Origin of the sequence: Limimaricola sp. AA108-03 (assembly GCF_050847355.1) — a bacterium.
GTDB lineage: Bacteria > Pseudomonadota > Alphaproteobacteria > Rhodobacterales > Rhodobacteraceae > Limimaricola.
In genome coordinates this window covers 35,613-58,490 of record NZ_CP193762.1, presented here as the reverse complement: position 1 = coordinate 58,490, position 22,878 = coordinate 35,613, and the positions used below count along the sequence as shown (strand labels likewise).

At 67.2% G+C, this 22,878-nt stretch carries 20 protein-coding genes; 9 read left to right on the top strand and 11 right to left on the bottom strand.

The window, feature by feature from the left end:
* Positions 1-200: 200 nt before the first annotated feature.
* The 3 genes from ACRAQ3_RS20810 to ACRAQ3_RS20800 form a co-directional block, all read right to left on the bottom strand.
* The gene (locus ACRAQ3_RS20810) at positions 201-560 is read right to left on the bottom strand and encodes a hypothetical protein (protein ID WP_322338258.1); all 360 of its coding nucleotides are present in this window, start codon (positions 558-560) and stop codon (positions 201-203) included.
* 1,232 nt (positions 561-1,792) lie between these two features.
* Positions 1,793-3,928, bottom strand: a complete 2,136-nt coding sequence (locus ACRAQ3_RS20805) for a UPF0149 family protein (protein ID WP_322338259.1) — start codon at positions 3,926-3,928, stop codon at positions 1,793-1,795.
* Between the two features lie 139 nt (positions 3,929-4,067).
* Positions 4,068-4,322, bottom strand: coding sequence for a hypothetical protein (locus ACRAQ3_RS20800; RefSeq protein ID WP_322338260.1), 255 nt, complete (start codon positions 4,320-4,322; stop codon positions 4,068-4,070).
* Between the two features lie 407 nt (positions 4,323-4,729).
* Here ACRAQ3_RS20800 and ACRAQ3_RS20795 point away from each other — a divergent pair, with 407 nt between their 5' ends.
* The 3 genes from ACRAQ3_RS20795 to ACRAQ3_RS20785 all read left to right on the top strand — a co-directional run bounded on the left by ACRAQ3_RS20795 (position 4,730) and on the right by ACRAQ3_RS20785 (position 6,771).
* Positions 4,730-4,969, top strand: a complete 240-nt coding sequence (locus tag ACRAQ3_RS20795) for a FitA-like ribbon-helix-helix domain-containing protein (protein ID WP_322338261.1) — start codon at positions 4,730-4,732, stop codon at positions 4,967-4,969.
* A complete protein-coding gene (locus tag ACRAQ3_RS20790) occupies positions 4,966-5,406 on the top strand; it encodes a type II toxin-antitoxin system VapC family toxin (protein WP_432257180.1) in 441 nt (146 codons plus the stop codon). The genes ACRAQ3_RS20795 and ACRAQ3_RS20790 overlap by 4 nt, the downstream gene beginning before the upstream one ends.
* A gap of 420 nt (positions 5,407-5,826) precedes the next feature.
* Positions 5,827-6,771, top strand: a complete 945-nt coding sequence (locus tag ACRAQ3_RS20785; RefSeq protein ID WP_322338263.1) for an AEC family transporter — start codon at positions 5,827-5,829, stop codon at positions 6,769-6,771.
* 146 nt (positions 6,772-6,917) lie between these two features.
* On the opposite strand, the gene ACRAQ3_RS20780 is transcribed toward ACRAQ3_RS20785, so the two are convergent.
* From ACRAQ3_RS20780 to ACRAQ3_RS20750, 7 genes are read right to left on the bottom strand one after another with little or no spacing between them, the layout of a single operon-like run.
* A complete protein-coding gene (locus ACRAQ3_RS20780; RefSeq protein WP_322338264.1) occupies positions 6,918-7,961 on the bottom strand; it encodes a Gfo/Idh/MocA family protein in 1,044 nt (347 codons plus the stop codon).
* The gene (locus ACRAQ3_RS20775) at positions 7,958-9,481 is read right to left on the bottom strand and encodes a tripartite tricarboxylate transporter permease (protein ID WP_322338265.1); all 1,524 of its coding nucleotides are present in this window, start codon (positions 9,479-9,481) and stop codon (positions 7,958-7,960) included. Before ACRAQ3_RS20775 ends, ACRAQ3_RS20780 begins: the two co-directional genes overlap by 4 nt.
* On the bottom strand, positions 9,478-9,996 hold the full coding sequence (locus ACRAQ3_RS20770; RefSeq protein WP_322338266.1) for a tripartite tricarboxylate transporter TctB family protein: 519 nt from the start codon (positions 9,994-9,996) through the stop codon (positions 9,478-9,480). Before ACRAQ3_RS20770 ends, ACRAQ3_RS20775 begins: the two co-directional genes overlap by 4 nt.
* Before the next feature lie 29 nt (positions 9,997-10,025).
* Positions 10,026-10,832, bottom strand: coding sequence for a sugar phosphate isomerase/epimerase family protein (locus ACRAQ3_RS20765; RefSeq protein WP_432257179.1), 807 nt, complete (start codon positions 10,830-10,832; stop codon positions 10,026-10,028).
* Position 10,833: 1 nt separating this feature from the next.
* On the bottom strand, positions 10,834-11,451 hold the full coding sequence (locus ACRAQ3_RS20760; protein WP_322338268.1) for an NIPSNAP family protein: 618 nt from the start codon (positions 11,449-11,451) through the stop codon (positions 10,834-10,836).
* Positions 11,438-13,198 (bottom strand): FAD-dependent oxidoreductase, encoded by a 1,761-nt coding sequence (locus ACRAQ3_RS20755; RefSeq protein WP_322338269.1) that lies wholly within the window; start codon positions 13,196-13,198, stop codon positions 11,438-11,440. The genes ACRAQ3_RS20760 and ACRAQ3_RS20755 overlap by 14 nt, the downstream gene beginning before the upstream one ends.
* Positions 13,195-14,010, bottom strand: coding sequence for an IclR family transcriptional regulator (locus ACRAQ3_RS20750; RefSeq protein WP_322338270.1), 816 nt, complete (start codon positions 14,008-14,010; stop codon positions 13,195-13,197). The genes ACRAQ3_RS20755 and ACRAQ3_RS20750 overlap by 4 nt, the downstream gene beginning before the upstream one ends.
* A gap of 132 nt (positions 14,011-14,142) precedes the next feature.
* Here ACRAQ3_RS20750 and ACRAQ3_RS20745 point away from each other — a divergent pair, with 132 nt between their 5' ends.
* The 6 genes from ACRAQ3_RS20745 (at position 14,143) to ACRAQ3_RS20720 (ending at position 21,002) form a co-directional block, all read left to right on the top strand.
* Complete coding sequence (locus ACRAQ3_RS20745) at positions 14,143-15,870, top strand: FAD-dependent oxidoreductase (RefSeq protein WP_322338271.1); 1,728 nt, start codon at positions 14,143-14,145, stop codon at positions 15,868-15,870.
* Positions 15,857-16,675 carry a shikimate dehydrogenase family protein gene (locus ACRAQ3_RS20740; RefSeq protein ID WP_322338272.1) on the top strand — a complete coding sequence of 273 codons (819 nt, stop codon included), beginning with the start codon at positions 15,857-15,859 and terminating at the stop codon, positions 16,673-16,675. Before ACRAQ3_RS20745 ends, ACRAQ3_RS20740 begins: the two co-directional genes overlap by 14 nt.
* 32 nt (positions 16,676-16,707) lie before the next feature.
* Positions 16,708-17,700: a tripartite tricarboxylate transporter substrate binding protein gene (locus ACRAQ3_RS20735; protein WP_322338283.1), complete on the top strand. Its 993-nt coding sequence runs from the start codon at positions 16,708-16,710 to the stop codon at positions 17,698-17,700.
* Positions 17,701-18,179: 479 nt separating this feature from the next.
* A complete protein-coding gene (locus ACRAQ3_RS20730) occupies positions 18,180-20,210 on the top strand; it encodes an AAA family ATPase (protein WP_322338273.1) in 2,031 nt (676 codons plus the stop codon).
* 70 nt (positions 20,211-20,280) lie between these two features.
* Entirely contained in the window at positions 20,281-20,658 is a 378-nt protein-coding gene (locus ACRAQ3_RS20725) for a type II toxin-antitoxin system RelE/ParE family toxin (protein WP_322338274.1), read from the top strand.
* The gene (locus tag ACRAQ3_RS20720) at positions 20,655-21,002 is read left to right on the top strand and encodes a helix-turn-helix domain-containing protein (protein WP_432257178.1); all 348 of its coding nucleotides are present in this window, start codon (positions 20,655-20,657) and stop codon (positions 21,000-21,002) included. Before ACRAQ3_RS20725 ends, ACRAQ3_RS20720 begins: the two co-directional genes overlap by 4 nt.
* 230 nt (positions 21,003-21,232) lie before the next feature.
* Here ACRAQ3_RS20720 and ACRAQ3_RS20715 read toward each other — a convergent pair whose 3' ends face one another.
* Complete coding sequence (locus ACRAQ3_RS20715) at positions 21,233-22,441, bottom strand: hypothetical protein (RefSeq protein ID WP_432257177.1); 1,209 nt, start codon at positions 22,439-22,441, stop codon at positions 21,233-21,235.
* Between the last annotated feature and the right edge of the window lie 437 nt (positions 22,442-22,878).

Below are 22,878 nucleotides of genomic sequence, written 5' to 3'. Positions count from 1 at the left end.
CGACCGTGCAGCCGGTCGGCGTCCCGTGCGGGATTGCGCGAGTTCGAAGTGAATGACTGCGGTTAAACCCGTGCTTCGTGATCGGGAGGATGCGCATGTCCGTGCGTCATCCGTCCCGTCACGCTGTATGCGCGCAGGCTTTGCCCTCAGTCAGGTTGGAAAATGCAGGCGACGGAAGGGTCGCCGGAGCGGGAACGGGTCTAGATAGACATTTGCGCCGCTCCATTCCGCAAGGTGTGAGCTTCCGCCGCTGCTGCAGGAGACAGCCAGACCTTGAAGCAGCCCATGCCGTTTGCCGGCTGATCGACCCCCGGGGCCTTAGGCTCTGGGCCGTCCGGAATATGCCCGGCGATGGTGTCGCTCAGGCGCTCTCGCCTGATGCCTCGAGTCGGGAATGTGAACTCGATGTCATGGGTGAGCCGCACGTGGTCACACCCCTGGGCAACACGCAGCGCGCGGCTGCGCTTCCTCCGCATCGCCGATAGCTCTTCGTCGAGCGTGGCCGCCTTGTGCTTGAGATCGGGAGGCTGATGCGCCTGCGAAATCGTCGCTGTCCTCATGTATAATCCTCTTCTATGGCAGCGCTCTTCAGTGGCGGGCCAGGATTTGTATACAGACCGAAGGATTGGTCGAGAAGAGCCGCGGCGCCGCGGTTTTGGCCGCGCCTCCTGTCCTTGGAGGTCTTTGTCCTCTAGAAACAAAGGATAAAAAAAGGCCCGAACTAATGTTGACAATGCATGCGGCCTGCTGTATAGGTATGAATGCAAGGGTTTTTTGCGCTTCGCGTCGAAGCGTGCGCCTGTTCCCCTCCTGTTTTTGGCAAGAATAAGCTCCGCAATCGGATCGGCAGGTTTTTTTTCGACTGACGCGACGTCATAGGCCGTGACCTTCCAAATAACCGCCGTGGATGAGGGGCAATTCTCCTTTCCGGCGCCGCCCCTGCCCTCCCACCCACTTGGTGATTCGCGTTCCAGGAGAAGGAACTGCCCTTCACTGTGTGCCGTTCGATGGGATGCGCGCTGAGCCGGTGCAGATGATAGCGCGGCAAGTTCGGTTCAGCTCTTCCATGTCGGCTCAAAGTTTCCCCTGCCGCCCGAGCTTCAGTCCCCTGCCGTGACAACCCCGCTGAACCTCCGCGCCTCTCGCATCGGTAAGGCGGTGGGCATCATCGAGACATGGAGAATGCCGAACCTCGCGCACCGGGACGGATCTGCAGCGGGTCGATACCGAGGGGAACGCTCCGCTCGGCTGCGAGGGACGACAGGACTAAAACAAGGGAACAGATTTGCAGAGCCGGCAAGGGTTCGGGAAATCTGTTCCCTCGTTCTGGATCCGTGTTTCTTTTGTACGGAGTAACGGGGAGAGAGCGGTTGGCCGAGAAAACCGGGGAACGCGTACTGTCGGGAGAATGCCAGGCGATCGCTCACAGCGACCCGTGTCAGCTGCAGGACCCGCGCCCGCCTCTGGCTGTAGTCACACGCCGTTCGCCGACGGCCGATTAAGCGTCCCCGATGCCCGCGTTTTCCGGACGTACTTCATCCCGCCCCCGCTAGTCACGGTGGTGACTGAGGCCGAACGGTTGTGGCCCTTGAGCATGCATGGCGGCCTGGTTGGATCGGCACCCTCGGGCGCGAGACCGCAAGGATGTGAAACCGCCACATCACCGCATCGAAATCCCCGCATACGACCGGCAGGGCAACCTCAAGTCCAAGCACACGGGGTAGCCATCCCGGGATGGCTTGGCCATCAGGCACGGTACGACCAGCGCCCTCCCGTTTCCTGTCCGAGCCCATTACCCTTTCTGCACGGCGAAGCGCTCTCGCAGCCAGGTCGGCAGCGTGTCCCGAAACACCGACGGCTTGATCCGACCCTCCGTCGCCTGCTCGAGCGCCTTGCGGATTGTCTTGCCCTGCGGCCCCAGTACCTTGACGGGCCAGTTGAGTTTCGTCGCCCCCCAGGCCGTCAGGTAGCCGTCCGCCCAGATCGGGATCAGCGGCATGTCGGCCGGGACGAGCTCCTCGTATGGCGCCCTCAGCTTCTCAACGGTGCCGTTGTAGCGCGGCATCAGCAGATTGACGAAGCAGGTCAGATCCTTCTCAGCTTCGATGCTGGGCCCGACGATGTGAAGCAGCGGCGTGAGCCAATCCGACGGTGTCACGAAGATCGGCGCGGTGCAGATCCCCATCAGATAGCCCTCGAGCCAGGGCTCGGTCAGCCCGGCGGGCTGCAACAGCCTGGTCAACTTGTCCGCGGCCTCGGGGGTGGCATTCGGCATTGTCTCAGGCGCAGGTGGCATGGGGGACGAGGCGAACGGCATATCCGGCGGCGCATCGAAGGGGGCGCTGGGGGCATCGCGTCGATCCATCCACACCAAGATCGATTGCTCGCAGATGAAACCCATCACCGGTGTCTTCTTGAGATCGCGCCCGTCCTTCAGCGCCGCCGCGACCGCGAGGAACTCGTCCGCGTGTGTGGATCCGGCAGCACTGAGCAGCAGCGCATTGCGGGCGATGACCGCGGCCCAATGCGCGCGCCGGGCTTCCAGCACCCGCCCCATGGCGCGGGTCAGCGCGCTCGGGGACCTGGCGCTCTCCAGCGCCGCCACGGTTTCGTCGCTATCTTCGAACCAACTCTCGAGGACCGAATACCTGTCCGGCCAGTGCTGACTGGCCATGATCAGCCGGCCTCGGGCCTGGACCGTCAGATCGGCAATCCAGCCCTCGGGGTCTGCCAGCTCCAGCATCGCCGCGACCGAGGTGGAGAGCGGACGCAGCGTGTCGAGACCGCAAGCCTGCGCCACGTCCACCAACCCCGGCACGGGCGCCACGCCCGCCTCCAGCCCCTCGCCCAAGGCGATGCCGAGCGTCTGCTCCAGGTATGCGCGCGGGACGTCCTGCGCCTCGATCTCGTCGGTCAGGGTGGTGAGGATGCGGCGCTGCTCGGTGGCGCCGTCGCACGGCAGCACATAGGCATCTTTCACACCGAAGCCCTGCTTCAGCAGCACCACCGCCACGCTGCGGGCGCCCCCGCTCTGTACCGCCGCCGCCATGCTCTGCGCGCCGGAGCCGTCCACCGGGCTGGCGACGATCCGATGCAGCTTGCGCTCGGGCGCCTTCGTGGCGCCGCCCACGCCCTTGCGCAGGGCCTCCCGCACTAAGCCATCCACCCGGTCACGCAGCGCTGCATCCGCCAGCCAGCTGCGCAGGATGGTGAGCCGGGCCAGCGTCTCCGAGGAGACCGTCCCCGCCGCCAAGCGGTCCGAAAGGCCGTCCAGCGCGCCAAAGCGAACCTCCGCATCGGCATCGAGCAGCCAGGCGCAGCCGAGTTCGGCGAAAATCTCCCGGGGCCGCGCCACAGCCATTCGGGTGAGGGCCTGGCGGGCCTCAGGCGGCACGGTGGGCAGCATTTCTGCAAACAAGGTCTGCAGGACGGTGACGTTGTCGCCGTGCTCCCGCATCAGGCTGCCGAGCAGACCGTCGAGCAGGGTTTCCAGAGCAGCTGGATCGTCACCAGCTGCTACCGCGGCAGTGAATCCATCCTGCCGCGCGGCGAGGATGGCGGGCGGGGACAGGCCGGCGCGCACCCAGGTTCCCGAAACCGCCAGGCTTCCCCTGAGGGTCAGGGCATCCGATGCGACCAGGTCGCCGAGCTGCGTCTCGAGGGCATCGATGAAGAGCGCGCCGCGCCGCTGCCCGTTCTCCCGCGCCATCCGGGCCTCGTCGAGGCCCGTGCTGAGCAACTGGCTCATGCGGTCCTCGCCCGCACCGGCGGCGGCCGCGCTGCCGGCCATCTGCGCCAGGAACCTTGCTGCGTCCTTCGGTCTTTCCAGAAGCGCGCGGCCGAAGTGTTTTAGCTCCGCGGCGTGCGTTTTGGGGTCGGAAGCCTTCGCAAGGGCCGCGAGCGTGGTCTTGACCGAACTGGGCAGCATGGCGATCCCGCGAGAACTGAAGACAACTCGGAGCGAGCCTGCATAGGGCGAGGCAACGCTGCAAGCGGGAGACGGCTGGCGAGGCGGGATCGCACAGGTCTCAGGACCCGGTCGTCGCGCCTCGACCGTCCATCTGGCCTCACATGCCAGCGACCTTGAGCGTCTCTGTCGCCCGGTAGGTCTCGAGCGCTTCGTCCGGATCGGGAAACGGATAGACGTCGAGCACTTTGGCCTTAGCGCCCAGGGCTGATCTGAAATGCACCATCGCGCCCCGTGCATCGACCGGGTCGCCTTCGCCGAGTTCGTTGAAGTCCGCTGTCATTGCCGTGGGTTCGACCTCGCCGGCAGGGATGAAGACGGCAGTCCAGTATGTGAAAGTCGGATCGATCGACATGGAAGCCTCCTGCTGTTGTCCGTGGTGTCCCATGCCCCATAGGAGCTGTCGGGAAAGGCCTCTTACCACGAGATGGCCCATCTGATCCGGCCCGTGACGTCTTGTCACATCCGGACGGGGACGCAGGCTGCAGGTCGGCATCGGTGCAGGTCGACGACCTCGATGCTGGGCATGGACCTATCTCCTCCCAGCCTCCCTGCGCGTTCCCGGAAGATGGGGGCTGATCCCACGGGATCATCGGATCTGCGGCTGCGTCGGACGGCGCGCCGACTGGACCGAGGCCCGGTGCGCGGAAAGCATCAGGGCTGCACCCTTGCCCGGTTCGACCACGTCTACATCCCGTTGCTTGAATATGCCCCCTCACAAGGCCATCACTCCCGAAGATCTGCCATCGTGCCGGAGGGATCATGGCGAACATGACGGTAAGAAACCTGCCGGACGAGGTTCACGAGCGTCTCCGTGCGCAAGCCCAATTGAACGGACGCAGCCTCGAGGCGGAGGTGCGCTCGATCCTCGTGCACGCTGCCATTGCCTCCAGCGACGGCGGCTTTGGCCACCGGCTCCGGGAGCGCTATGGGCGCTATCTGGGGGATGAGCTGGCCGTCGAGCGGGACCAGTCCGCGAACCAGTTGAGCCTGTTCGATTGATCCTCCTTGATACGAGCGTGATCGCCGAGACCCAGAGGAAAGTCCCCGACGATGCCGTCATGGATTGGCTCAACGCACAGGACCCCACGAACCTCTATCTGAGCGCGATCACGGCGGCGGAACTGATCTTCGGCGTTCAGGCAATGCCGGGCGGCAAGCGGCGTGACGGACTGATACGGGCCGTCACGGCCATTCTCGAAGAAGACTTTTCCGGTCGGATCCTGCCCTTCGATGGCGCGGCGGCGCGGATCTACGGCACGCAGGTCGCGGCCGCGCGCCAGAAGGGCTACGCGATCTCGATCGCGGATGGGCAGATCGCCGCGATCGCCCTCTCCCGGCCGGGCGTGATGGTCGCGACACGCACCCCGATGCCGTTCATGGCGCTCGGTGCCGATGTGCTCGACCCTTGGGCGCTTGGCGGGCCAAGGCGCAGGTAGGCGCCCATTGTCCCTCTCGGCCGCATTGGGCCCCTCAGCCCGCCGACCCACATCAATAAGGAGGTATCTTTGCTAGCGGACATCCTTCTTCTTGGTTTTAGAACAATGATGCAATGACGCTTGGTGGCAGGCGCTACATAGACAGCAAGAAGATACGGCCGCAGCGATCGCCAGGCACGGGCTACCCTGTCGATGGGATGAGTGGGCGACAGGATCGCGCCGTGGCGGTCTGCGGGCTACTCCTCAAAGCCCGTTTGCTCATCTGACGACTGGGCCCCTGTCGAACCATGGGCCCCAAATGAGGCAGGGACGGATGACCGGGCCGAAATGGTCGGAGACCTCTTGCCGCGGAGCGCGGAGGACCAATAGGCATTGGCCGCAAGCGGGCAACCCGTCCCGCCAGTCACGTTGCGAGGGTTCATGTTCGACATTTTTCCGATCACGGGCGTGATCTTCGTCCTGATCGGGGTGGGTTATCTGGCGGTGCGCATCGGAGCGCTCGGGGCGGGCGACATGGCCGCGCTGGGAAAGTTCGTGGTCGGCTTCGCGCTGCCGGCGCTGATCTTCCGGGCGGTGACCCAGCGCCCGCTGGGCGAGATCGCCGATCCCGGCTACCTCGCCGCGATGCTCGGCGGCTCGCTCGCGGTGTTCGCGGCCGGTTACGGCTGGATGCGCCATCGCGGCCACCCGCCGCAGGCGGCCACCTTCCACGCCATGGGCATGTCCTGCGCCAATAGCGGCTTCATCGGCTACCCGGTGCTGCTGATGGCGCTGCCCTCGGTTGCGACCTCGGCGCTGGCGATGAACATGGTGGTCGAGAACCTGGTGATGATCCCGCTGGTGCTGATCCTGGCCGAACGGGCGAGCGCCAGCGGGCCGAGGGGATGGCGGCTGGCGCGGATGATCGCCGCGCGGCTGGTCCGCAACCCGATCATCGTCGCGCTGGCGCTCGGCCTCGGGGTCTCGGCGCTCGGCCTGCCGCTGCCTGTGCTGGTCGAGCGCCCGGTCGACATCCTCGCCAATGCCAGCGCCGCGCTGTCGCTGGCGGTGATCGGCGGCACGCTCGCCACCCTGCCGCTGGCGGCGGTGAACCGGGCGGTGATCCCGGTGGTGCTGGGCAAGCTCGTCGCGCATCCGCTCGCGGTCGGGCTGGGGCTGGCTGCGATGGCCGCCGCCGGGCTCGGCGTCGCCGACCCGGCGCTGGCGGCGGCGGGGGTGGTGATGGCGGCGATGCCGGCGATGGGGATCTATCCGATCCTCGCGCAGCGCTTCGGCCAGGCGCAGAGCGCCGCCGTCGCCATGCTGGCGATGACGCTTACCTCCTTTGCCACGATCAGCGCCGCGCTGTGGCTGGCCCTGCCCTGACCGTCGGAATAATCCTCCACAATAGACATTTCATCGAGCTGCCAATCAGCGATAAGTGGAAAGCTCTCATGTGAGTAGCAGCGGCGAGCGCGAGGCGCGGATGTTGTCTCCGATCAGCCCGAGGCGCAGGGGGGCGGTCGCGTCGGTCATGGCGCGGGGTCTTTCGTCAGGGTGATGGTGGTGCCGGATCGGGCGGCGCGGCGCACGGCGGAGGCGACCTCGAGCGCCATCAGCCCGTCGCGGGCGGTGACGCGCGGCGCGGCGCCGGCGATCACTTGGGCGAAGTGCTCGATCTGCAGGGCGAGCGGGTCGGCGTCGCTTGTCTCCAGCGTCTCGACCTCAAGGGCCGCGAACCATGACGGCGCGCCGTCATGGCGCCACAGCCGCAGGTTCGGCAGCTCCAGCGCCCCCTCGGTGCCCGCGATCCGGTAGCAGCTCTGGTCGGTCGCCGGATATTCCGGGTTCTCGGCCGCGGTCAGCTCCCAGCTCCACGGCCCGGCGGCGGTGTCCGAGACGGTCATCGTGCCGAGCGCGCCGCTCGCGAAGCGCAGCGTGACCACGGCGCTGTCCTCGACCGCGTGGCCGCGCACCGCGTCCGAGGCCTGGGCCTGCACCGCGACGATGTCGCCGCACAGAAGCCGCATCAGGTCGATGTCATGGACGAGGTTGGTCAGCACCGGCCCCGCTCCCTCGGCCCGCCGCCAGTCGGGGGCAAAGTAGTCGGCGGGCTTCATCAGCCAGGTGAAGCCATGCGCGGCCACCACCCTTCCGATCCGCCCCGACCCGATCGCCTCAGCGGCGGCCCTGACGCGCGGGTTGTGGCGGCGGTGATGGCCCGCCAGCATCGGCACCCCGGCCGCCTCGGCGGCCGTCACGATCCGGCGCGCATCCTCGAGCGTCGCGGCCAGCGGCTTCTCGACCAGCACCGGCACGCCGGCGGCGATGCAGTCGAGCGCGTTCTCGGCGTGCATCCCGTTGGGCGTGGCGATCACCACCCCGTCGGGCCCGGCCTCCAGCAGTGCTGCGAGGCCGTCATGATGGGCGCAGCCCAGTTCGGCGGCGAGCGCCCCGGCCTGTGGCGAGGGATCGGCGATCCCGGCGAGCCGCGCCGTGCCGGAGGCGGCGATCAGCTCGGCGTGGCGCCGGCCGATCCGGCCGGCGCCGAGCACGGCGATGGCGGGCGCGCTCATACCCCGTCGCCCTTGGCGCGGCGGGTGCCGAAGCGCCCGCGCAGCCCGGTCCAGAGCGGGGTCTGGCTCAGGAAGATGAACACCACCGCCCCGAACAGCACCAGCGACAGCGGGCTGGTGAGGATGCCCGCGAACAGCGCGCCCAGATCCTCCTGCTCGGAGATGATCGCCCGGCGCCAGTTCTCGTCGATCAGCCGGCTCAGGATCACGCCGAGGATCACCGGGCCGACCTGGTAGCCATAGGTCTTGAGCAGGTAGCCGAAGGCGCCGAACAGCAGCATCCAGTAGACGTCGGTGATCGAGTTGTTGACCGCGTAGGCGCCGACGATCGACAACAGCAGGATCAGCGGGATCAGCACCGTGCGCGGCATCTCGACGATCTTGGTGAACAGCCGGATGCCGGTCAGGCCGAAGACCAGCATGAAGATGTTGGCGAGCACCAGCGCCCCGGTGATGAACCAGAACATCTGCGGCTGCTCGATCATCAGCATCGGGCCGGGGTTCAGGCCGTGGATGAACATCGCGCCGATGATGATCGCGGTCACCGCGTCGCCGGGGATGCCCAGCGTCAGCATCGGGATGAAGGCGCCGCCCACGGCGGCGTTGTTGGCGGTCTCGGGCGCGACCAGCCCCTCCTGCGCGCCCTCGCCGAAGGGCACCTCGGGGTGCTTGGTGATCCGCTTGGCGTGGTCATAGGCCATCAGCGCGGCGATGTCGCCACCCGTGCCCGGCAGCGCGCCGATGATCACCCCGATCGACGAGGTCTGCATCGAGAGGGGCAGATACTTCCAGATCGCGCCCCATGAAGGGACAATTCGGCCGATGGTCTGTTTGACCGCTGCCTTGTCGATGTGGTGCAGTTGCATCAGCGCTTCGGAGACGCCGAACAGGCCGATCATCACCGCGATGAAGGAGATGCCGCCCCAGAGCTCGACCACGCCGAAGGTGAAACGCTCCTGCGCGGTCAGCGGATCGAGCCCCACCGCCCCGATCAGAAGGCCGAGGCTGCCGGCGAAGACACCCTTGAGCAGGCTCTCTCCCGAGAGTGACCCGACCAGCAGGATGCCAAGGATTGCCAGCAGCATGTAGTCGCGCGGCTGGAAGGTCAGCGCGAACTCCGACACGAACGGCGCGGCCACCGCCAGCACGCCGATGCCGATGAAGCCGCCGACGAAGGACATCACCGTCGACAGGCCGATCGCCTCGCCGGCCTGCCCCTTCTGCGCCAGCGGGTAGCCGTCGAGCGCGGTGGCGATCGCCGAGGGCGCGCCGGGGATGTTCAGCAGGATCGCCGTGCGCGAGCCGCCATAGACCCCGCCCATGTAGATGCCGACCATCAGGCACAGCGCCGGGTAGACGTCCCAGGCGAAGGTGAAGGAGATCAGGATCGACACCGCCATCGTCACCGACAGGCCCGGTATCGCGCCCACGTAGATGCCGGCGAAAGTGCCCAAGGCCACCAGCCCGAGGAGTTTCAGGTCGAGCCAGGAGATCAGGAAGAATTGCAGAGCCTCGATCATTGGGCCTCCTCCCCGGAAAACAGGTTGCCGAGCCAAGCCAATATCTCGCCCTCAGGTACGATCCCCGACGGCATCAGAACGGTGAACACCAGCCGGAAGATCACGTAGACCAGCGCCAGCGACGCCAGCGAGATGCCGAAGGACCATAACAGCCCCCGGCGCCGCAGCGCGAAGATCGACACGGTCAGGAACAGCAGCGAGGTCGGCAGGAAGCCCAGCGGCTTCAGAAGCAGGGCGTAGCCCAGCATCATCGCGAACATCGCCAGGATCACCGGCGGCGTCACGTCCGAGAAGAACCGCAGCGCCGCGCGTTCGCGCAGCTGCAGCGTCTTGACCAGGATCGCCAGCGACGACACCAGCATCGCGAAGGCCGCCGCCATCGGAAACGCGCCAGGCGAGGACAGCGCCTCGAACCCCGCGATCAGATAGGCCTGCCACAACAGAAAGCCGCTCAATGCCACGAGCACCACCGCAAAGGCGGTCTCGCCGGGCATCCTCTTCGATGGATCGTGCATGGGTCTCCTCCCCCTTGCTCTCGGGTGCGTCAGCCGAGCAGCCGACACGCCGCCTCGAACGCCTCTTGCACCCGGTCTTCCGCCGGCACCACGCCCTGTCGGGCCAGCTGCGGCACCTCGACGCTGAACACGATGTCAGCGGGCAGGGCGGCGATCAGCGCCGCGAGGTCGATCCCGCCCGTGCCGGGCATCATCCGGTCGCCACGCGCCAGCGCGATCAGCGCCTCGGGCGCGGGGTCGAACGCCGCCGGCGCGTCGCAGAGCTGGGCGTAATGCAGCCAGTCGCGCGGCAGCGCCGCCACCGCTTCGGGCGTGCCGCCCGCCCGGTGATAATGCAGCGCGTCGATCAGCAGCCCCGCCGCCGGATGCGCCACCGCGCGCAGCACCTCGGCGGCGGCGGCGATGTCCGGCACGGCGGTCCAGGGCATGAACTCCAGATCCGCCGTCAGCTCGTGCGACCGCGCCAGGTCGCACAGCCGGCCAAAGCCGTCGATCAGCCGCGCCCGATCCGTGTCGTCCCCGGCGACCAGCACGTGGCGCGCCCCCAGCTCGCGGCCGCGCGCCAGCAGCCCCTCGACCCGGCGCGGGTCGAAGCCGGGTCCGATCCGCACGATCTCGACATCGGCGAGGGTCACCCCGGTGTCGCGCATCGCCGCCCGCGTCTCGCGCGCCAGCGCGGCATCGGTCAGCAGCGGATAGGGCCCGTCATCGGCGGCCGGCAGCAGCCGCAGCCCGACATGGTCGAAGCCGTGATCGGCCGCGACCCGGACCATCTCGGGCGGCGCGAGCTCGGGCGCGGTCAGATGCGCGAGCGACAGGCGATGGGTCATGGCCATCTTAGCGCAGCGGCGAGAAGGGCAGCGGCGCCGCCAGGGTGGAGGTCATCTCGGCGGTGAGCCAGTCCGGCCCGCCTTTGGGCGGCCAGACCCCGTCGGCCACCGTCCGGCCCCGGATCTCGGCGCGGGCATCGGCCGAAGGGTAGGGCCAGATCTGGGTGAACCGGGTCGGCCCGTCGAGCGAATACATCGCGATCGAAAGCGGCGAGTATTCGGTCCGCACCGGCAGCGCCGCGCGCCATTTCTCGATCGTCGGCGCCAGTCCGTCGAGCCTAGGCCGGTAGCTGCGGATCTCATAGACGCGGCCATGCTCGCCCGGTGTCACCGGCAGGGTGAAGTCGAGCGGCAGGTAGCTGTCCGCGCTCCAGCCGCGCAGCTGCTCCTTGCAGCCGAACGGGTCGTCAGAGAGCCGGGCGCGTTGGCGTTCGCCGATCAGCTCCTCGGCTGTCTCGAAGCCGCGCAGCACGATCACGTCGTTGAGCTGGCCGACATCGCTGGCCCAGGCCCCCAGCAGCGTGCCGCGCGCCTCCGGCGCCTCGAGCCAGGCCTGCAGCCCCGGCGCGGCCTTGGCCGCGCCGAACAGCACGGTGTTGAGGGTGACGAGTTCAAACAGTTTCATGGAGGTCTCCGCTCGCGTTTGCGGTGGCAGGGGCCGCGCCGTCGCGCCTCGCGGCGGCATGGGCGGCGATGAATCCGAAGGTCATGGCCGGGCCGAGGGTGATCCCGCCCGAGGGGTAGTGGCCGCCGAAGATCGAGGCCATGTCGTTGCCGGCGGCGAACAGCCCCGGGATCGGGCGGCCCGCCGCGTCGCGCACCCGCGCCTCGGCGTCGCAATCGAGCCCGGCAAATGTGCCGAGGCTGCCCGGCACCAGCCGCACCGCGTGGAACGGCCCGCGCTCCAAAGGTCCCAGCGTCGGGTTGGGGCGGCGCTCGGGGTCGCCCTGCACCCGGTCGTAGCGATTGCGGCCACGGCCGAAATACGGATCGTCACCCCGTTGCGCGGCGGCGTTGAACCGCGCGATGGTCGCGGTCAGCACCTCGCCGTCGAGCCCGCAGCGCGCCGCCAGCTCGGCCGGGGTCCGGCCGCTCACCAGGTAGCCGGCCCGGCGATAGGGAGCGAGCGGGAAGGGAAAGGGCTTGGACCAGCCCAGGCCCCAGCGCCGCTGCGCGCGGTGATCGGCGATCAGCCAGCATTCCGCCGCCGCGCCCTCGGGCGTCGCCTCGAACAGCGCGGACATGAAGGCGTGGTAGCTGCCGGCCTCGTTGCAGAACCGCTCGCCCGCGCCGCGCACGGCGATGATCCCCGGCCGGGCGCGGTCCACCAGGTGCGGGAAATGGTAGTGCCCGCCCTGCCCGTCCGGCACCAGCGAGACCGGCGCCCAGGCACCGCCATGCACGAGGTCGCTGCGCAGCCGCGCGCCCGCCCTCTCGGCCATCCGCAGCCCGGCGCCGGTGTTTTCGCGCGGCGCGGCCGAGCGGTGCCCCCGCGCCGCCGCCGGGGCGAAGAGCCGCTCCTGCAGATCCGGCGCATGGGGAAAGCCGCCGGTGGCGAGCACCACGCCGCGCGCCGCCCGCAGCTCGCGCCCATCCTCGAGCCGGACGCCGGTCACCCGGGCGCCATCGCGCAGCAGATCGGCGACGCCGGTCCCGGCCCGCAGATCGACGCCCGCCTCGGAGGCGGCGCGCAGCAGCCGCGCGGCGAGCGCGTTGCCGCCCACCAGCTGCATCGCGCGGCGGTGCCGCAGCAGGTCGCGCCCGTGCCGCGCCAGCCGCCGCGCGACATGCAGCAGCGAGGCCGGGCGCCGGGTCGCGTTGAAGAAATGTCGCATGTCGGCCCCCGCCGCGAGACCCATCCCCGCCAGCGAGATCACCCCGAGCGGCGGGCGCAGCCGGTCGATCAGCGGCCCCAGCGACCGCCCGTCCACGGGCCGCGCGCAGACCGAGCGCCCGCCCGCGACCGCCCCGTCGAGGTCGCGGAAATCCGGGACCGAATTGCCGTCGATCCATTCCATCGCGCCGTGGCGGCGCAACCAGTCGACCATCTCGGGCGCGGTCTCGAGGTAACGCGCGATCCGCGGATCCTCGTCCGCCGCCGGCCCCATCACCGATCGCAGATAGCGCATCGGCGCGCCCGGCGCCTCCGCGATGCCAGCCTCCCGCGCCAGCGGGTTGCCCGGCACCCAGAGCCAGCCACCCGACCAGGCTGTGGTGCCGCCAAAGCGCCCGGCCTTCTCGAGCACCGCCACCGACAGGCCGAGCCGGGCCGCGACCACCGCCGCGGTCAGCCCGCCCGCCCCCGAGCCCACGACCACGAGGTCGCACGCATCGGTCATCGGCGGCTTCTGGTCGGGCGCGGCCGCGTTCATGCCCGCCGCCGCGTATCAGCTGCCTGAAAATGGCGCGAGAAGGCCCGCGACGCGCGGCTCGCCTGTGACAGCTCCTCCGCCGCCGCCGCGAGGTCGGGCGCCATGGATTCGAGCCGCTCGGGCGTGGCGCGCACCGCCGGGCCGGCAATCGACACGGTGCCGATCGGCAGGCCGCTGTCGGGGTGGCGGATCAACATGGCGATCGCCGCCATGCCGGGGATGAAGCTGTCGGTGCAGATGGCGTGACCCGCCGCGCGGGCGCGGGCGATGGCCTGCATAAGCTCGTCGAGCTTGCGCGGCGCCGCCGGGCCGGCGCCGGGGCGTTCCAGCCCCTGGCGCATCACCGCCGCGACCGCTGCCTCGTCGCTCATCGCCGAGAGCCAGGCGTGCCCCCCCGCGGCCGAGGCCAGATGCACCACCTGTCCCTGCTCGGCGCCGGGATCGTAGCGCAGCCCCGACGTCGCGCCCTGCGCCACGCCGACCCAGGCCAGATCTTCGCCATCGGCCAGCGCCAGCCGGACCAGTTCGCCGCTGCGCGCCGCCAACCGGTCGAGAATCGGCTGGCTCAGATCCGGGATGCCGGTCTGCGCGAGAAAGGTCAGGCCGATCGTCGCCAGCTTGAGCGACAGCGCGTAATCGCCCTGGTCGCGCACCTGCCGCACATAGCCCAGCGTTTCCAGCTCCTTGAGCAACCTGTGCACCCCCGAAAGCGGCAGGCCGAGCGCCTGCGAGATCTCGCTGATCGATGCCCCGTCGGGCCGCATGGCGAGAAAGCTCGCCACCGAAAGCCCCTTTTCCAACGCGCTGCTCATCGGCGCCTCCTTGACCGTCATGCAATCACCATACGGAAAATCGCCCCATACTGGAAGTATTTTCTAAACTTGAATCACTTTCCGTTTTTTGATTAGGTGGTAGCAAGGAGCGATTCGCTGGGGAGGATGGGCATGGATGCGGATGTGAAAGAGCGGCAATACGATGTCGCGGTGGTCGGGTCCGGAGCCGCCGGTCTGTGCGCGGCAGTGATTGCGGCTCTGGACGGCGCCTCGGTGGTGCTGATCGAGCGGACCGGCCTGATCGGTGGCACCTCCGCCCTGTCTGGCGGCACCGTCTGGGTGCCGCTGAGCGCGCCGGGCCGCGCGATCAACCCGGAGGATGACCGCGAGCGGGTCTCGGCCTTTCTCGACGGCGCGGTCGGCGGCCATGGCGACCGCGCAATGCGCGAGGCGTTCCTCGATGCCGGGCCGGGCGTCATCGCCCGCCTCGAGGCCGAGACGCGAGTCGCCTTCCGCCCCTGCCCACGCCACCCCGATTACGAATGGGCGCCGCCGCACGCGACCCTTAACGGCCGCGCGATCGAGCCGGTGCCTTTCGACACGCGGCCGATGGGCCGTCTGCGTGAGGCGATCCGCCCGCCGATCCCCGAATTTACCATTCTCGGCGGCATGAACATCGACCGCACCGACATCCCCCAGCTGCTGGCCCGCTGGCGCAGCCCGTCGGCAATGATGCACACGCTGCGCATCGTCGCGCGCTACGGCCGCGATCGGCTGCGCCACGGCCGCCATACCCGGCTGGTGATGGGCAACGCGCTGGTCGCCCGGCTGCTGGCCAGCGCCGCCGATCTGGGCGTCGAGATCCGGCGCGACACAAGCGTCGCCGAAATCATCTCCGATGCCGGTCGGGTCACCGGGCTGGCGCTCGACGGGCCGGGCGGGGCCGAGAGGATCGCAGTGCGTGGCGGGGTGATCCTCGCCACCGGCGGCTTCGGCCGCGATCCGCGCCGCCGCGCCGCGCACCTGCCCGCGGCGCTCGGCCCCGACAGCCCCGCCGCGCCGGGCCATACCGCCGAGCTGCACCCGATGGCCGAGGCGCTTGGCGCGCACTACGGCACCGGGGGCGCGCAGAACGCCTTTTGGGCGCCCTGCTCGATCCGCACGCGTCGCGACGGCAGCCGGGCGGTGTTTCCGCATTTCGTACTCGACCGCGCCAAGCCCGGCACGGTCTGCGTCGACGCGCGCGGGCGGCGCTTCGTCAACGAAACGCTGTCCTACCACCGGTTCGGCCAGGCGATGCTCGAAGGCGGATCGGATACCGCGCATGGCTGGATCGTCGCCGACGCGGCGGCGATCCGGCGCTATGGTCTCGGCATGGTGCGACCCGGCGGCGACAGGCTCGGCCCCTATCTCTCTGACGGCTACCTGATCCGCGCTGACAACATCGCCGAGCTGGCCGCACGGATCGGCGCGGAGCCCGCGACACTCGAGGAGAGCGTGGCGCAGATCAACGCCGCCGCGCGATCGGGCACGGATACCGCCCTTGGGCGCGGCACTACCCCGTATCAGCGCCACAATGGCGATCCCGCCGTCGAACCGAACCCGACGCTCGGCCCAATCGCCACCGCGCCCTTCTATGCCGTCCGCCTGCAACCGGCGGATATCGGCACTGCCCTGGGCTTTCGCGCCGACGTCTCGGCCCGGCTGCTGCGCGCCGACGGCACGGTGATCGAGGGGCTCTACGCCGCCGGCAACGACATGCAGTCGATCATGGGCGGCACCTATCCGGGACCCGGCATCACCCTCGGCCCGGCCCTCGTCTTCGGCGCGATCGCCGGCGGCCATGCCGCCGCCCGCGCCGCCCGAACCAGCAAGGAGACCTCCCATGCCGCAGCTTGACGGCGAGACCATCCTCTACCCGGTGATTGGCGATCCGGTCGCGCAGGTGCGCTCGCCGCGTTACCTCACTGAGATCCTCGCCCGGCGCGGCGTCAACGCCATCGTGCCGCCGATGCAGGTGCCGGCGGCACGGGTCGCGGCGGTCTTCGACACGATCCGCGCGGTGCCGAACATCGGCGGCGCGGTGGTGACGATCCCGCACAAGATCCCGGCGATCGACCATTGTGACGTGGTCAGCGAGCGGGCCCGCTTTGTAGGCTCGGTCAACGTGATCCACAAAGATGCGCAGGGCCAGCTCGTCGGCGACAATCTCGACGGGCTGGGCTACATGGACGGGGTCGCGGCCCGGGGTTTCGACCCCGAGGGGCGCCGGGCGTTGCTGATCGGCGCCGGGGGCGCCGGCGCCGCTGTGGCGCACGAGATCCTTGCCCGCGGCGCCGCCTTTCTTGCTATCGCCGATCTCGACGCAGCCCGGCGCGATGCGGTCATCACCGCGCTCGAAACGCGCTTTCCGGGCCAGGTCGGCCCCGGATCCGACGACCCTACGGACTTTGACCTGATCGCCAATGTCAGCCCCTGCGGCATGCGCCCCGGCGATCCCTTTCCGGCCGATCCGGCCCGGATGCGGCGCGGGCAGTTCGTGGCCTGCGCGATCACCCGGCCCGAGGTCTCGCCGATGGTCGCGGCGGCGCGCGAGCTGGGCTGCGCCACGATGACCGGCGCCGGCATGTTCGAGGCCGAGGCCGAGCGGCTGGTCGATTACCTGCTCGCGGGGGCGGCACTGCCGCCGTCGCGCGCGGCCTGAGCGATTCATCGAAGGAGGAGGAGAAGATGAAAATGAGGACAACCCTGATCGGCGTGGCGCTGGCCGCGATGACCATGGCCGCCCCGGCGCTGGCCGAATTCCCGGAAAAGGAGATCCAGGGCGTGATCCAGTGGGGGGCCGGCGGCTCGACCGACACGGTGATGCGCTCGGTCACGCCCCATGCCGAGGAGATCCTCGGCGGCAAGGTGGTGCTGACCAACCGCACCGGCGGCGTCGGCGCGATCGCGATGAAGCACGTGATGGCCCGTCCGTCCGATGGCTACACGCTGCTGATGGGCGCCGAGAACCCGCAGATGTACAAGGTGCTGGGCCTCGCCGAGACCGACTACAACGACATGGTGCCGATCAACGTGCTGGCCCGCGGCATCCCGATCTTCGTCGCCAACAACGACGCGCCCTATGACGACATGGCCGGCCTGATCGCCCATGCCGAAGCCAATCCCGGCGCGGTCAAGGTCGGCTCGACCGGGCCGGGCGGCCTGACCTCGATCGTGCTGGCGATGCTGACCAACCAGGTGCCGCTCGACTTCACCCGCGTGCCCTATGACGGCGACGGCCCGGCGCTCACCGCGCTGCAGGGCGGCGCGATCGACGTGATGCCGGCGGTGCTCGGCGCGGCGATCGAGGGCATCCGCGCCGGCCGCATGAAGGTGATCGGCCTCGTCGACACCGAGACCCACCCTCTGCTTCCCGATGTCGCCCCGATCACCGAGACCCTGCCGGGGCTGGCCGACTACCTGCCCTGGGGGCCGTTCTTCGGCGTGTTCGTCAAGGACGGCACCCCCGACGATATCGTTGCGACGCTGCAAGACGCTTTCGCCGAGGCCGCACGCAGTCCCGAGTTCGAGGCGCTGATGGCGGACCGCGGCTTCAGCATCATGAATGCCTCGGGCGCCGAGGCCGAGGCATTCCTCGACGCCTATCGCTCGACCTCCTCCTGGATCGTGCACGAGGCGGGCTTCGCCAAGCGGTCGCCCGAGGAGTTCGGCATCCCGAAGCCCTGAGCGCAGCAGTCGGCATCGGCGGATTTGTCCTGTTTTCGCTTACAGACGGGCGATAACTGGAGTGGCCTGGAAACTGGACGCCGCCGCAACCATTTGCGGCGGCGTTTTCGCGTTGTTGTTGGCCATAATTGAGCCATAGCTCAATGGTCAACAAGCAGGTCGTCTGATCCGCAAAAAGGAGGTGCGCGGCGGGGCCAGCTTCAATCCATGGTCAACGAGTTGCCAATGGAAGCGCCGCTGATAGAGTGGATAGCTCCCGCTCCCGGCATCGTAATGTGCCACATTGGGTGCTGTTATGCTGAACCCATGTAAGGAGCCATCCATGGAACAGCCTAATCGACCGGCCAAGCTCGGAGATCGTCGGCGAAATCAAGAGGCTGTTCCGGGAGGTGCGGAGCAGGCTGTGACCTACAACTTCCGTGATCCCGCTTCGGGCCAATATCCCCTTAAGAACGTTCACCATTCCTCGAGGTTTTGACATGCAGCTGTCCACGTTCCGGATCATGAACTACCGCTCTATCCAGGACAGCGGCGAGATTTCAGCCTTCCGGATCACAGCTCTCCTGGGGCGGAACGAAAGCGGCAAGTCGAACCTCCTGCGGGCCCTGACCCATGTGAACCCTGTCGGAGGTCTGCAGCCTCTGAATGGCGTGAAGGACTTCCCTCGGAACAGGCGCCTTGAGCAATGCAGCGAGGATACCCCGGTTGCCGTTACAACGTGGATTCTGGATAAACATGAGCAGGACCACATTTCCAAAATCTGGCCATGTGCGCGGCCAAGTGAACCCATCAAGATCACGCGCTTCTACGGTGCAAAGCGAACCATATTTGTTCCGCGCGACGACCTTCCCTTCGAAAAAGATGCCATCGAGAAGGCCGTGCAGAAGATCGGTGCTAGCGTCAAAGCGGCTGCAACCAGGGTCGAGGACGCCGCAGCAAAATCGGTCCTCGAGGCGGCCGCCGACACATTCAAGGCCGCGGCCGCACCTCAAGAGGATCCTCAGGCATGGGCAACCGCCGCACTTGCCGCGATCGATATCCTCCAGACGGAACTGGCCAAGGCCGACGAAGAATTCACCGACAAGCAGGAAGAGGTCCTTACGAGCCTGCGGAAGAATGCCCAAGCGATTGCCGGAGACGAAAAGGCACATGCCACAGCCCGGAGTTGGCTGATGGAACACCTACCCTTGTTTGTCTACTTCGACGACTATCCGGAAATTCCCGGCCACCAGAACATCCCCGCGTATCTCAAGCGCAAGGCTGAGGGCACTGCGAACACCGCTGACGAGAATTTCGAAAAGCTCTGCAAGGTGGCTGGTCTCGACCCTACTAGACTGCAGGAGATTCAGAAGTCGGACACTGAACAACGGAACCAACTCGCGAACCGCGCCAGTTCGGTCGTTTCTGGAGAGCTGCAGAAGCGCTGGACCGACCGGAAGGTGAAGGTTCGATTCAATCTCGACGGCGACGACCTGCACACCTTCGTCTCAGACACTGCGAAGAGCTTCGATGTGGACGTGAACCTCAATGAACGCAGCCGCGGGTTCCAGTGGTTCTTCAGCTTCTACACCGCTTTCGCGGCGGATACCGACAACGGCGATAAGGACACCGCGATCCTGCTGCTCGACGAGCCGGGGCTCTACCTGCACGCTAAGTCCCAGGGCGACCTGCTCATCCACCTTGAGGACGACTTCGATAACCAGATCCTCTACACCACGCACTCCCCATTCATGGTGCCGACCAAGCACCTCGACTGGGTGCGGACAGTCAACATCGCCGAAACTGACGGGACCACCGTCACGAACAACCCGTCCGGCGACCGGAAGACCCTGTTCCCCCTGCAGGCAGCCCTTGGCTACGATCTGGCGCAAAGCCTCTTCGTAGGCGGGAGCAACCTGATCGTCGAGGGCGTGACCGATTTCTGGATCCTGTCGGCGGTGTCGGAATACCTGGCCTCCCAAGGCCGTCAGAGCCTCGACGAGAGCCTGACGATCACGCCGGCCGGCGGTGCCCAGAAGATCCCCTACATGGCAGCGCTGCTGGCTTCGGAGAACCTGAACGTGCTGGTTCTGCTCGACCACGAGAAGGATGCGCTCTCGACCCGGGAGGACCTCCTGAAGACCAAGGTTCTTCGGGAGAACAACATCCTGTCGATCGGTGATGCGTTTGAGGAGGACGTGCGCCCCAAGGATGCCGACATCGAGGACCTGCTCGACGCCTTGATCTACGAGAAGCTCGTCCGCGACAGCCATGCTCCCGAGATCGGGAAGAAGAAGCTCACTGTGAACGATCGCATCCCGCGGCTTGCCAAGCGCATGGAGCAGGCCCTCAAGGGGGTCGACGTAGAGTTCAGCAAGACCCGCCCTGCCCGGCTGTTCCTCGAGAAGATAGGCCAGTCGCCTGCGGACGTTCTCACCCCGGACGCTCTCGCCAGGTTCGAGCGCCTGATCGTTGCGATCAATGAGAAGCTGGCGCGTCACATCGCCCGGGATGCACGCGCCTTCCAGTGAGCGTATCGCGTTGGCAGCTGCCAACATGTGCCCGGAACAGGCCGCTTGAAGATTGACAGGATATACATAAATGAGTATCAAGACAAAGGAGGCATCGGTCAAGCCGTGTCGCTGGGTCGGGAGTTCGCTGAAGGACCTTCAGGATTTCCCAGACCAAGTTAAGAAGGACATCGGGACCGCCTTGAGGTTCGCGCAGGCAGGCCAGAAGGCCGGCAGCGCCAAGCCTTACAAGGGTGTCGGTTCCGGCGTCTTGGAGATCGTGGATGACCATGACGGTGACACCTACCGGTGCGTCTACCTCCTCCGCCTGAAGGGGGTCGTGTATGTTCTGCACGCTTTCCAGAAGAAATCGAAGACGGGCATCAAGACGCCGCCCAAGGACATCGAAATGATCAAGTCTCGGATCAAGCTCGCCGAGGCGGATTACAAGAAGAGGCCACTGCCATGACGGAAGAAATCACAGATAGCTCCGGCAACGTCTTCGCGGATCTTGGGCTCGAAGACGCCGAAGAGCTGAGTTTGAAGGCCGCGCTCGCGATTCAGGTCGCCTCCATCATCAAGCATCGTCACCTGACGCAGCGCGACGCCGGAGAACTCCTCGGCATTCCTCAGTCTCACGTCTCCAAAATCATGAACGGCAAGCTCGAAGGCATCACGTCCGACAGGATCTTGCGGATGCTGCTCAAGCTCGGTCGCGACATCGATATCGTGATTAAGAAGAAGAGTCCGAAGGTCGACCAAGGCCGTCTGTCGATCGCAACATCGAAGAAGCGCGTTCCGGTCGCGGCCTGAGAACTACTTGTTAATTTCCACCTAGAACTGACCCGGGTTTGCCATCGAGAACTGACCTACCTATGAGGTATTCGGATCAGTTAAGAGTTGGGTCAAGGCATGCGCGGAATCCCTCCTTCTTCGGGTGGACGCCTCTGTGCTGACCTTGAAGCGGAAGCTGTCATTTTTGGTTTCGAGCATGTGACTGCGGTTGCGCGGGATGGCCTGCTCGCGTGCGGCGGTAGGCTCGGTCACCTTCGGCGCTGCGTGGCGATCAGCAATGCATTCGCCAGGCTGAGCGCCTTCTCGAGATCAGTGAAAGCGCGCTCAATTGCCTGCGCCGAGGCTTCTCTCTGATCCCGGCTGTTGTTGCGGGCGGTTTCGCGCAGCTCGGCCGACGGCTTGGTAGCGTGCGCCCGTAGCCGAGCCCGCCTGACCGGCCGCACTGCCAGACGCGCACCCAGACTTGGCACTGCCCAGATCCGCGCCGTCTGGCGGCCAGTGATCTCCGTCAGCAGACCGAGATCCGTCATTTCACCCAGCAGGGTCAGCGCGGTGCGGATCGACACGCCGATCGTTTCGGCAAGTAGCGCCGAGCTCAGCACCGGTGCGGTTGCGAAGGCCTGGACCGCGTCGGTCATGCGCGAGCGCCCGCCCCTGCCCTTCGCCGCCTCCTGCCCGCGGCGCAGCCAATCACGCGCAAGCGCGAAGCGCCCGATCTCCGCCTCGAAGACCCGTGCGAGACCGACGCCGAGATTCATGAGACCCACCTCGCTGCCAGGCGACCACGGCAGGAACTGCCTGTGGCTCAACGCGAGCGCTGGCGGCGAGACCCAGTGCGCATCGACCCGACCCGACAAACCCCGCAGGACGTCCTCGAAGTCGGTTCCACGCCCAACCCGGCCCCGCAGGCTGCTGTCGACCGCCATGAAGATCAGCCTCTCGACAATCGGGTTGGCACGCTGTGACAGCGCCGCATAGCTGGCTGCCGCCCGAGCCGCAGCCAGGATCGGCATGTCGCCGGGACCCACCCCTGCGAAGATGCCTTCGATCTCGGCGTCATCGAGCCGTTGGCCTTCGAGCTCATCGCCCGGATCCATACCGGGCTTCATTCCGGTGCCTGCCGCCCTTTCAAAGCGCCGCATGGTCTGGACAGGCCGCGCAAGGGGATCGCCCGGTGCCTTCAGAACGCGGATCAGGCTCAGCGCCAGTTCCGCGCCGGTCGGATCCGTATCTTGGCTTCCATTCTGCGCGATGCGTGGCAACAGGTCGCCCTCGGAGATCCGGATGCCTTCAAGACCGGCGCTCGCCACGGCTTCGGCGAGCGCAAGCTCCGAGCGCCACAGGTTGCCGACCTCGGGCTCGGCCCGGGCCATGGCCTCCAGGCGCGCGGCCAGAACCTCGGCCCGCATGAAGGTCGAGACAGCGCTTCTCGCCTTATCAACGCGATCGAGGGCCATCAGACAAACCCATGTTATGAGGAAAAATTCTCAGTTTAGATGAGGATGGATGGCCCCATTTTCAATTGTCTCGGTGAATAGCAGACGTGTTTCATCAGGCCCTCAATGGAAAGCGTTTGGGGAGGGAAATTCGTCCAATCCGATCCGGCCCTACGGGCGGAACGGAAGCCTCAGCTTCGTTCCGCGGCCTTAAAGGTAAAGGGACTGGGGCCTGTCCCCTCCCCTCCCCTACCAGGCCGATCAAAGCCGCTCGCCTCTTGCCGGTGTTTTCAAACGATCGTATTCCGTAGCCCGATCAAATTGGAGTGGGGCGTGCTATAGCGCTCAAGCCTACGACAGCGACGCCGCGGCCCTGTAGACGCAATAGGCAGACGTCCATGGCTTTAGATGCCTTGTGCCACCGGCTGACACGTGAAAACGAAACATTCTTGTTCAAC